The sequence below is a fragment of the Thermocrispum sp. genome (assembly GCF_002919275.1).
GTDB lineage: Bacteria > Actinomycetota > Actinomycetes > Mycobacteriales > Pseudonocardiaceae > Thermocrispum > Thermocrispum agreste.
This window is the reverse complement of sequence record NZ_PKFA01000037.1, coordinates 25,732-34,686: the sequence shown is the minus strand read 5'-3', so window position 1 is coordinate 34,686 and position 8,955 is coordinate 25,732. Positions and strand designations below refer to the sequence as shown.

General features: G+C 68.9%; 7 protein-coding genes. 1 reads left to right on the top strand and 6 read right to left on the bottom strand.

Annotated elements, in window-relative coordinates:
- The 5 genes from CXP56_RS08105 to CXP56_RS08085 all read right to left on the bottom strand — a co-directional run.
- The coding region (locus tag CXP56_RS08105) for a DUF4192 domain-containing protein (RefSeq protein ID WP_286900614.1) at positions 1 to 1,032 on the bottom strand (1,032 nt) is incomplete at its 3' end.
- A 518-nt stretch (positions 1,033 to 1,550) separates the two neighbouring features.
- A complete protein-coding gene (locus CXP56_RS08100) occupies positions 1,551 to 1,979 on the bottom strand; it encodes a CBS domain-containing protein (protein WP_028848164.1) in 429 nt (142 codons plus the stop codon).
- 728 nt (positions 1,980 to 2,707) lie between these two features.
- Entirely contained in the window at positions 2,708 to 5,527 is a 2,820-nt protein-coding gene (locus CXP56_RS08095; protein ID WP_286900613.1) for a vitamin B12-dependent ribonucleotide reductase, read from the bottom strand.
- A 48-nt stretch (positions 5,528 to 5,575) separates the two neighbouring features.
- Positions 5,576 to 6,082 (bottom strand): transcriptional regulator NrdR, encoded by a 507-nt coding sequence (nrdR, locus tag CXP56_RS08090; RefSeq protein WP_028848162.1) that lies wholly within the window; start codon positions 6,080 to 6,082, stop codon positions 5,576 to 5,578.
- 417 nt (positions 6,083 to 6,499) lie between these two features.
- Positions 6,500 to 6,952 carry a hypothetical protein gene (locus CXP56_RS08085; protein ID WP_156899242.1) on the bottom strand — a complete coding sequence of 151 codons (453 nt, stop codon included), beginning with the start codon at positions 6,950 to 6,952 and terminating at the stop codon, positions 6,500 to 6,502.
- A 280-nt stretch (positions 6,953 to 7,232) separates the two neighbouring features.
- On the opposite strand from CXP56_RS08085, the gene lexA reads away from it, so the two are divergent.
- A complete protein-coding gene (lexA, locus tag CXP56_RS08080; protein WP_028848160.1) occupies positions 7,233 to 7,895 on the top strand; it encodes a transcriptional repressor LexA in 663 nt (220 codons plus the stop codon).
- Between the two features lie 6 nt (positions 7,896 to 7,901).
- Here lexA and CXP56_RS08075 read toward each other — a convergent pair whose 3' ends face one another.
- Positions 7,902 to 8,930 carry a hypothetical protein gene (locus CXP56_RS08075; RefSeq protein WP_051310287.1) on the bottom strand — a complete coding sequence of 343 codons (1,029 nt, stop codon included), beginning with the start codon at positions 8,928 to 8,930 and terminating at the stop codon, positions 7,902 to 7,904.
- Positions 8,931 to 8,955: the final 25 nt, after the last annotated feature.

Sequence of the window (8,955 nt, the reverse complement as noted above, 5' to 3'; positions counted from 1 at the left end):
CCGCAGCCGAGCGCACAGGCCCATCTCGTCGTGCTCGGCCAAAGCGCGTAGCCGATGCGGATGGAATCCGCGCTGCAACGCGTGGTCGAGGAGGCCGGCCAGCACATGGCCCGGGTTCGACGCCAACGCGGTGTCCAGTGCGATCCGCGCGAGGGTTCCGTCCCCGCCTTGATAGGCAGCGTAGGCCGCCAGACATGCCGCCTCGGCTCGCTCCGGTGCAGGAAGAGCGCGTGCCAGGAATTGCCACAGACGAGCCGCCTGATGCGCCAGCGAAGAGTTCGGCGGCACGGCCATCGCCAGGCACGCATCACGAATCCGGGCATCCGACAGCGCGATCGCAAGATCGGCGACGTCCTCGTCGGACAAGGACATGTCCGGCTCGGCGCTCAACCGCACCGCTCGTACCACGTCCCTGGCACCGACCTCCGGCGTCCACTCGGCAAGCTTGCCGATGCGCTGGTCGATGAGCTCGGAGCGTCGCCGCAGCGTCTCCTCGGCGTCCGGCCGGAACAACGCCACCATCTCCGACCGGCTGCCGAAGGTCACGTGGCCGAGACCGGCGAGTTCGGCGCTCAGCAAGCTGCCGGCCGGATCGGGCAGCTCGCCACCCACTTCCGGATGGTCGTAGCTCTGCCAGCGTTGGCCGGCAGCCAGCTTGCTTACCCAGAACGCACCGGGCTGGGCGACACCCCGTACGCCGAAACTGCACCGGATCGCCTCGGCCACGTCACGCCGCGGCGGTGAACCGCGCGGCCCGAGCGAGCCACCACCGACGACGACCACGTCGACGAACGACGGCCTGGCCTCCGCTGTGGCCGCGGCCAGCTGGTCGGCCGTCACGGACACCTGGGACGGCGGCGGGATGTCGCAGCGGACGCATTGCGTGACATGGCGGCCTGCCGGGCCCACCGCGATGAGGACGACGGATTCCTCCGGCACGTAACCGAGCAACCCGGGAACCGCCGCCAGCAGCTCCGCTGGGCCTCGCAAGCTGACGACCGGCTTCCGGCCGCGGGCTGTGTCGCGTTGCATGTCTTCAGACTGCGCGACGGCGTGGCCATGCAGAATCCTGCGCCGGGCAGGCTGTGGACAACCGGTCCTTGTGGACAACCCGGCAGGGCTGCGCGCCCGGCGACAGATCTGCCGCCCGCCGACCGGCTTGGCCGATCACGACGGGGTCGCAGGAGCACGCCGCGGCGTCACGGGGTACGGAAGCAGCTGGACGGTCTCGCCCGCAGGCATCGGCCGGATTGGCGACAGGATGGGCCGGGATGGTCCGGCTGTCACCGGAGGAGATCCGGGAGCGCGCGGTAGGCGTTGCGCGGCCAGACCTGGCTGGCGGCCGATGCGCTGGGGCTGAGCGGCCTGTACGACGAGCAGACAACCGGTGCTGCGCTCCTGGCAGCCGGGATCCGTGGTCAGCTGCAGCGAGCGGAGTCGGCCGGTTTTCCGGCTGTGGTCGCTTGGGCTCGGCACTCAGGCGGCGTCGGGAGCGGCGATCGGCCGATGCCGACATCGCCTGATCGGGGCGTGCGGCTCCGGGGGCGGTGTCACCCCTGGAGGATGTAGGCCTGCAGCTGCTTCTGCGCTTCCTCGAGTTCGTCCATCCGGTTCTTGACCACGTCGCCGATGCTGACGATGCCGCACAGGCGGCCGTTGTCGATCACCGGGACGTGCCGGATCCTCCGCTGAGTCATCAACACGGTCAGGTGGTCGACCGTCTCGGCCGGATCGCACGTGGCCACATCCGTCGTCATGATCTCGGCGACCTTCGCGGACAGGATCGCCGCGCCACGTTCGTGCGCGCGCCGGACCACGTCGCGCTCGGAGACGATGCCGACGATGCGCTCGTTCTCGACCACGACAAGCGCACCGACGTTCCGCTCCGCCAGAACCGCCAGCAGCTCCGTGACGGTAGCGTCCGGGCTGATCGTGGCGACGTCAGAGCCCTTCTTCCGCAATACCTCGGCGATCCGCATTGCACCCTCCCCGATCAGGGTCAACAGCGACAGTCTCAGAAGGCTAACCCTGATCGGCCGAGTACGGATAGCCACAACCGTGTGGACATTGCCAGCCCTTTTGCCGTAGCGAAGGCCACGCATCACGACGAAAACCGCGTTCTGCGTCCGGATTCGGCACCGGCCGGGACGCTGGACACCACCCGTCCGGACGAGCCATTCGTCACCACACCGGCCCGAGCCGCGCCGCGGTCGGGAGGGCGGCCACTGCCGGATGCGCAGGGCGGATCGAAGCTGCGATCCGCGACGCAATCGAGGACAGTCACCCCAGCCGAACACAAAACCGGCCGAAACCGCATTCCACGCCCCCGATCCAAGACGGCGACCCTGCCCCGACACGCACCTGTCGAAGCCGCCATCCGTAACGCAATCAAGAACAGTCACCCCAGCCGAACACACAAAACCGGCCGAAACCGTACTCCACGTCCCGATCGAAGACGGCGACCTGCCCCGACACGCAGGACGGGTCGAGGCCGCGTTGCACGACGTGACCGAAGACAGTCGACCCTGCCGAATACGCAGGACAGGGTGAAGCCGCATTTCACGCCCCGGTCGAAGACGGCGGGCGAAGGTGGTGGGCCTGACGCAGGGCGGTGACCAGCGGAACGCAGCAGCCGCGGCGCAACACGAAGGGCGCCGGCCGGCGAACCGCCGTCGGCGCCCTTCGAGGCGCGGGGAGCGCAGAACGATCAGCTGCAGCCCGACGTGGAACCGCAACCTTCACAGACGTAGCAGGACCCGGCCGGCCGCATCTTGGTACCGCACGTCATGCACAGCGGAGCGTCCGCGGCCTTGCCGAGCTTGAGCTCCATGAGCTCCGGCGTGGTGTGCGCGCCGCTGAGATCCCGTGCGGACTGCTCCTTCGGCTTCGGCGTGGCCGACGCCTCGACGCCGCTGCGCAGCGCCTCCAGGTCGACCTCCTCCTCGTCCGCGCCGTGCTCCTTGGCGACCATCGCCGCGCGCTCCTCCGCGGTGAAGATGCCCAGCGACGCCCGCTTCTCGTACGGCAGGTAGTCCAGCGCCAGCCTGCGGAACAGGTAGTCCAGCACGCTGGTGGCCATCCGGATGTCCGGGTCGTCGGTCATCCCGGCCGGTTCGAAGCGCAGGTTCTGGAACTTCGACACGTAGAACTCCAGCGGGATGCCGTACTGCAAGCCCACCGAGATGGACGTGGCGAAGGCGTCCATGACACCCGCCAGCGTCGAGCCCTGCTTGCCGAGCTTGACGAAGATCTCGCCGAGGCCGTCGTCCGGGTACGAGCCCGCGGTCAGGTAACCCTCGGCACCACCGACGGTGAACGACACCGTCTGCGACGGGCGCTTCTTCGGCAGGCGCTTGCGCACCGGCCGGTACTCGACGACCTTCTCCTTCTCCTCCGTCTTCTTCGCGGTGGACAGCGGCTGGCCCACCTTGCAGTTGTCCCGGTAGATGGCCAGCGCCTTCAGGCCCAGCTTCCAGCCCTGGAAGTACAGCTCCTTGACGTCCTCCACGGTGGCCGACTCGGGCATGTTCACCGTCTTGGAGATCGCGCCGGACAAGAACGGCTGCACCGCGGCCATCATCCGCACGTGCCCCATCGGCTCGATGGCGCGCTCGCCGACGGCGCAGTCGAACACCTCGTAGTGCTCCCGCCGCAGACCGGGCGCGTCGACCACGTGACCGTGCTCGGCGATGTACTCGACGATGGCCTCGATCTGCTCGTCCTGGTAACCGAGCGACTTCAGCGCCCGCGGCACGGTCTGGTTCACGATCTGCATCGACCCGCCGCCGACCAGCTTCTTGTACTTGACCAGCGAGAAGTCGGGCTCGATGCCGGTCGTGTCGCAGTCCATCATGAAGCCGATCGTGCCGGTGGGGGCCAGCACCGAGGCCTGCGAGTTGCGCCAGCCGTACTTGCTGCCCAGCTCGATGCTGCGCTGCCACTCGCGCGTGGCCAGCTTGCGGATCGCCGTGTCGTTGGTGTGCAGCGTGCGGATGGCGTCGTTGGCCGCCGCGTGCTTGCGCATCACCCGCTGGTGCGCCTCCGCGTTACGGGCGTAGCCCTCGTACGGGCCCACCACCGCGGCGAGCTCGGCCGACCGGCGGTACGACGTGGCGGTCATCAGCGACGTGATCGCCGCCGCCAGCGAACGGCCGCCCTCGGAGTCGTACGCGTGCCCGGTGGCCATCAGCAGCGCGCCCAGGTTCGCGTAGCCGATGCCCAGCTGGCGGAACTTGCGCGTGGTGTCCGCGATCGACTCGGTCGGGAAGTCCGCGAAGCAGATCGAGATGTCCATCGCGGTGATGACCAGCTCGACCGCCTTGACGAACAGCTCGGCGTCGAACGTGCCGTCGTCGCGCAGGAACTTCATCAGGTTCAGCGACGCCAGGTTGCAGCTGGAGTTGTCCAGGTGCATGTACTCCGAGCACGGGTTGGACGCGGTGATCCGCCCCGACTCCGGGCAGGTGTGCCAGTCGTTGATGGTGTCGTCGTACTGGATGCCCGGGTCGGCGCACTCCCACGCGGCCCTGGCCATCTTCTCGAACAGCTCGCGGGCGTCGACTTCCTCGATCACCTCGCCGGTGGTGCGGGCGCGCAGCCCGAACTTGCCCCCGGTCTCCACCGCGCGCATGAACTCGTCGCTGACCCGCACCGAGTTGTTGGCGTTCTGGTACTGCACCGAGACGATGTCCTTGCCGCCCAGGTCCATGTCGAACCCGGCGTCCCGCAGCGCCTTGATCTTCAGCTCCTCGCGGGCCTTGGTCTCGATGAACTCCTCGATGTCCGGGTGGTCGACGTCGAGCACCACCATCTTCGCCGCACGCCGGGTGGCGCCACCGGACTTGATGGTGCCCGCCGAGGCGTCGGCGCCCCGCATGAACGACACCGGGCCGGACGCCGTGCCGCCCGAGGACAGCAGTTCCTTCGACGAGCGGATCCTGGACAGGTTCAGCCCGGCGCCGGAGCCGCCCTTGAAGATCAGCCCCTCCTCCTTGTACCAGTTGAGGATCGACTCCATGTTGTCCTCGACCGAGAGGATGAAGCACGCGCTGACCTGCTGCTTGGACGACGTGCCGACGTTGAACCAGACCGGGGAGTTGAAGCTGAACACCTGGTGCAGCAGCATCCAGGTCAGCTCGTGCTCGAAGATCTCCGCGTCGGCCTCGGAGTGGAAGTAGCCGTGCTCCACGCCGGCCTTGGTGTAGGTCTTCACCACCCGGTCGATCAGCTGCTTCAGGCTGCGCTCACGGGTCGGCGAGCCCACCACACCGCGGAAGTACTTGCTGGTGACGATGTTGGTGGCATTGACGGACCAGAACGACGGGAACTCGACACCGCGCTGCTCGAAGTTCACCGAGCCGTCCCGCCAGTTGGTCATCACCACATCGCGCTGCTCCCATTCGACCTCGTCGTACGGGTGCACGCCCTCGGTGGTGAAGACCCGCTCGAGCTTCAGTCCGGTCCGCTTGGCTCCCCTGGACTTCCCGGACTTGCCCGAAGCAGGGCTCGTCCCCACGGTCTCTGTCATGCCAACTCCCTCACTCCAGCGCTGCGCGCAGGCGCATCGCGCCCTTGCTCACTTCTTGCCGTCGCTGGCCGTTTCGCTGTCGTCGTCCGCCTGGTCGCCCTGCGCCTGACCCATCGCGGCCCGCAGGTCGGCGATCTCCTTCTCGAAGTCCTCGATCGACTCGAAGGAGCGGTACACGCTCGCGAACCGCAGGTAGGCCACCCCGTCCAGCTCCCGCAGCGGGCCGAGGATGGCCAGCCCGACCTCGTGGCTCGGCACCTCGGCCAAGCCTGCCGATCGGATGGTCTCCTCGACCTTGTGCGCCAGCTGCTGCAGGTCGTCCTCGCTCACCGGCCGCCCTTTGCACGCCCGCCGGACGCCGTCGACGACCTTCTCCCGACTGAACTGTTCGGTGACGCCGGACCGCTTCACCACCGCGAGTACCACCGTTTCGGACGTGGTGAACCTGCGGCCGCACTTCGAGCACGCACGGCGCCGCCGGATCGCCTGGCCGTCATCCACTTCCCGGGAATCGACCACACGCGAATCCTCGTGCCTGCAGAACGGGCACCGCATGCCGCGACCTCCGGGACCTCAACGACCACGCACCAGCCCACCCATCACACGCCCTGCCTCCGTTGGACTCCCCGGGCGCGGATTGGTGATCGTCTTGTGGATCGACGGTGGACAACCCACCGCCTGCTGTGGACAACTACTTCGTCAGCAACCCAAATTGTGGAACAACTACACGCATGTAACTACTACATGTTGGGGTCGACACTAGAACGCCGGGGGCGACTTCGCAACTCTCACGCGGGTGAAGTCCGCTACGAATTCACCCCCTCACCCTCCGTCGCCGACACGGCCCGGCGGAGACTGCGACGATCCTCGGCACCCGGCCGACAGGACGCCGCCAAGCCGACACGACACGCGCAGGACACGACGCGCGAAGCCGATCCCGCGAGCGGGGGCCTGCCGTCGCGGCACGCCCCGCTAGCCCCGCGACTCGACCGGCACGGTCAGCGCGTGACCGGGAGCCACCGCGCCCGCCGACACGCCGTTCAACTCCTCGATGCGCTCGACGACCGCACGCGGATCACTGTGAGGCGCAAACTTGACCGCCACGTCCCACAGCGTCTCCCCCGGGGCGATCGACACGATGGCCGTGCGATCCGGCACCTCCGCCGCCACCCCGTGCGCCAGACCGCCGAGCAGCAGCCCGAAAGCCACCACCGCGCAGGCCACCGCCACGGCTACCGCGACCATCACGCGCCACTGCCGCGCCGCGGAACGCGGCCCGCACGCCACGCCGGTGCGCCGCGGACTGGCCACCACGCGGCCCGCCCGAGGCGGACGACGCAACGCCTCCTCGGAAGTACGCCGACAGGCGCCTCGCGGCTGCACGGCGACGGGGCGCCGACATCCCTCGCTCGCAAGGACCGTCATGCTTCCTCCTTCGTGCCATCGGCTCGCGTCCGGCCGCCGGAGTGTTCGAACATGCGTTCGTCGAACACGTGATCGATGTGTACCACGCGGGACCGACAAAATCGAGACTTCACCGGCGTGTCGTTCGAACGCGTGTTTGAACTTGGCCAGGGCACGCGTTACTGTCGGTGACGCGACGTACTCGGATGTCGCGGACCAGCCTGGGAGGACAGCGGTGGCACAGCAGCCGAAGCAAGGCACACGGCGGCGCGCGAGCGGGAAGAACGACAACGTCCGGGAACTGCGGACCACCCGGCCGAGCGATCTCACCGCACGTCAGGGCCAGATCCTCGAGGTCATCCGCTCCTGGGTGGACGAACGCGGCTACCCGCCGAGCGTGCGCGAGATCGGCGACGCGGTGGGGCTGAACTCCACGTCGTCGGTGCAGCACCAGCTGCTGGCACTGCAACGCAAAGGGTATCTGCGGCGTGACCCGAACCGGCCGCGCGCGGTGGGCATCGTCCCGGCCGACCTCCCCCAGCGTCCGCGCAGCACCGAGGAGGAAGTCGCCGCCGAGCAGGCACGGCCGGAGCCTGCCTACGTGCCCTTGGTCGGGCGCATCGCCGCGGGCGGCCCGGTGCTCGCCGAGCAGGCCGTCGAGGAGATCTACCCGCTGCCGAAGGACCTCGTCGGCGAGGGCGAGCTGTTCCTGCTCACCGTCGCCGGTGACTCGATGATCGACGCGGCGATCGCGGACGGCGACCTGGTCGTGGTGCGCAAGCAGCCGACGGCCGACAACGGAGAGATCGTCGCAGCGATGATCGACGGCGAAGCCACGGTCAAGACGTTCAAGCGCAAGGACGGCCACGTGTGGCTGATGCCGCAGAACGAGGCCTACGACCCCATTCCGGGCGACGAGGCGACGATCCTCGGCAAGGTGGTCGCGGTCCTGCGGCGCCTCTGAGGCCGGCTAGCGGCGCCTGCGCCGGAGCTTGCCCAGCCCGAACCACAGCACGACAGCAGTCAACGTGGCGACCACCAGCGCAGGCAGCCTGGACCGCTGCTGATCTCCGGACGACGACTCGGAGGGTGCGTCACTGTTCCCAGCCTTGCCCGAGGACGAGCCGTCTTGGGTGGACGTCGCCGCGTCGACCAGGGCCGCGGCCTTGCGTACCGCCCGGATGGGCTGGCCGACCCCTTCGCCGGCGGCCAGCAGCGTGCCGTCCGGGTCGAACGCGATCGCCTCGCCCTGTGGCTCGCCGGGCAGCGGGACACGCACCGGTTCACGCTTCAGCGCGGCGACCACGTTCCCGTCGGGCGCCGGGAAAAGGTAGGCGTCGGTGTAGGTCCGAAGCGCCACGACGGTGCCGTCTCGGCTCACCGCGCCGCCGGTGACCAGCATCGATCCGATCGGTCCCACTTGGTCGGGCCCGCCCGGCGTGCCGGTCACGGCGAAGCTGACGGTGGCCACCTTCTCCAGCGGTGTCGGCCCCGGGGTGCGCAGGCGCTCGGCAGGCCGATAGACCGCCGACCGGCCGAGCACACTCTTGGTCACCACGTACGGCGTGCCGCGACGGTCCAGCAGCAGGGCTTCGGCGTCGTGCTGGCCGTCCGGATAGGTGAGCCGATGCAGGCTGGCGCTGCCGTCCGGCCGCACCGCGATCAGCGCCACGGTCTCCCGGGCCTTGCCGTTGTCGCCGGTGTCGGACAGCCACAGCACGCCGTTGGCGTCGAGCGCCAGATCCTCCACGTCGTAGGGATCGATGCTTGCGGTGATCGTGCGCTGGACGGTGCATTCACGATCCAGCACCATGACCTCGACTTGTGTCCCGCCGTCGTTGACGGCGAACAGCTCGCGGCCGTTGGAGGCCAAGCCGGACAGCTCGGGCAGGCGGGGGTCGTCGACGGTGCACAACGTCTTCGGCGCCGGCACCTCCGCCGCGGTGCTCACCGGAGCCCCGGCAGCAATGCCGATCACCACGGCCACTGCTGCGCCCACGGTCAGCCGCGTCCGCCGACCGGAT